Origin of the sequence: Methylomonas koyamae (assembly GCF_001644025.1) — a bacterium.
GTDB classification, from domain to species: Bacteria; Pseudomonadota; Gammaproteobacteria; order Methylococcales; family Methylomonadaceae; genus Methylomonas; species Methylomonas koyamae_A.
Map to the genome: position 1 here is coordinate 1 of NZ_LUUK01000107.1, position 1319 is coordinate 1319.

The 1319-nt window shown below is 62.5% G+C and carries 1 protein-coding gene; it reads left to right on the forward strand.

Features of this window, described 5'->3' with window-relative positions; all coding sequences use genetic code 11:
* Positions 1-1319: condensation domain-containing protein (locus tag A1355_RS08655; protein ID WP_231883610.1), on the forward strand; the 1319-nt coding region annotated here is incomplete at both ends.

Consider the following 1319-nt stretch of genomic DNA (forward strand, 5'->3'; position numbering starts at 1 on the left):
CAACTCGACCCCACGAGCACGGCCTACCACATTGCCGGCGGAGTGAGGATCGTCGGCGCGCTGGACCGTGGCGCGTTGCAACAAGCTTTCGACACGCTGGCCGCGCGCCATGATGCCTTACGCAGCGTATTCTACGCCGTCGACGGCCAGCCCCGGCAGCGCCTGTTGGACGCCGCGCCGGTCGACATTGCTTACCACGACCTCAGCGCTCTGGACGCCGAAACCGCGCAAACCCAAGCCAGCCGAGTGGCCGAAGCCGCCACTCGTCAAACGTTCGATCTGGAACACGGCCCGCTGTGGCGGGTTACCTTGGTTCGATTGCCCGCCGAAGATGCGCCGGTGCACGAACTCAACCTGAGTCTGCATCATTTAATCGCCGACGGCTGGTCCCTGAACCGGTTGCTGGCCGAATTCGCCGAACTGTATTCATCCCTAATTCACCAACGCGAACCGCACTTACAGGTTTTACCCATCCGTCATGCCGACTACGCCGTCTGGCAACGCAGCTGGCTGGAAGCCGGCGAAAGCCAACGGCAACTGGCGTACTGGACCGACCGCCTGGGCGGCGAACAACCGGTCATCGAACTGCCTTACGACCGGCCTCGGCCTTCGGAGCCTAGCCAGCGCGGCGGCCGGGTCGGCTTTGCCCTGTCCGAACCGCTCAGCCACGCCATCCAGCAACTGGCCCGGCAAAACAGCGCCAGCGTATTCATGGTGCTGCTGGCCGCCTTCAAGGTGCTGCTGTACCGCTACAGCGGCCAAACCGATTTGCGCATCGGTCTGCCGCTGGCCAACCGCAACCGCCCGGAAAGCCAACACCTGATCGGCTACTTCGTCAACACCGTCGTGTTGCGCAGCGAGCTCGACAGCCGCCAGTCGTTCACCGCCTTCCTGGCCCAAGTCAAACACCACCTGCTGGACGCCCAAGCCCATCCCGACTTGCCGTTCGAACAACTGGTCGACGCCCTGCAACCGGAACGCCGGCTCGGACAAAACCCGCTGTTTCAAATTCTGATCAACCACCAGCAACAAGACTTCAGTGCGTTGCAACAACAAAACGGCTGGCAAATCCAAGCCATAGACCGCGACAACGGCGCCGCCCAATTCGATCTCAGCCTCGACACCGAACAACACAGCAACGGCCGGATCGGCGGTTTCTTCACCTATGCCCAAGACCTGTTCGACGCCGCCACCATTCAAAGTCTGGCAGACCACTACCAACAACTTCTGGCGCAACTGACCAGCCAGCCGGCCATCGCCATCGCCGCCCAACCCCTGCTGACCCCCGCCGAACAAGCGCAACTGGCTGCCTGGAACGT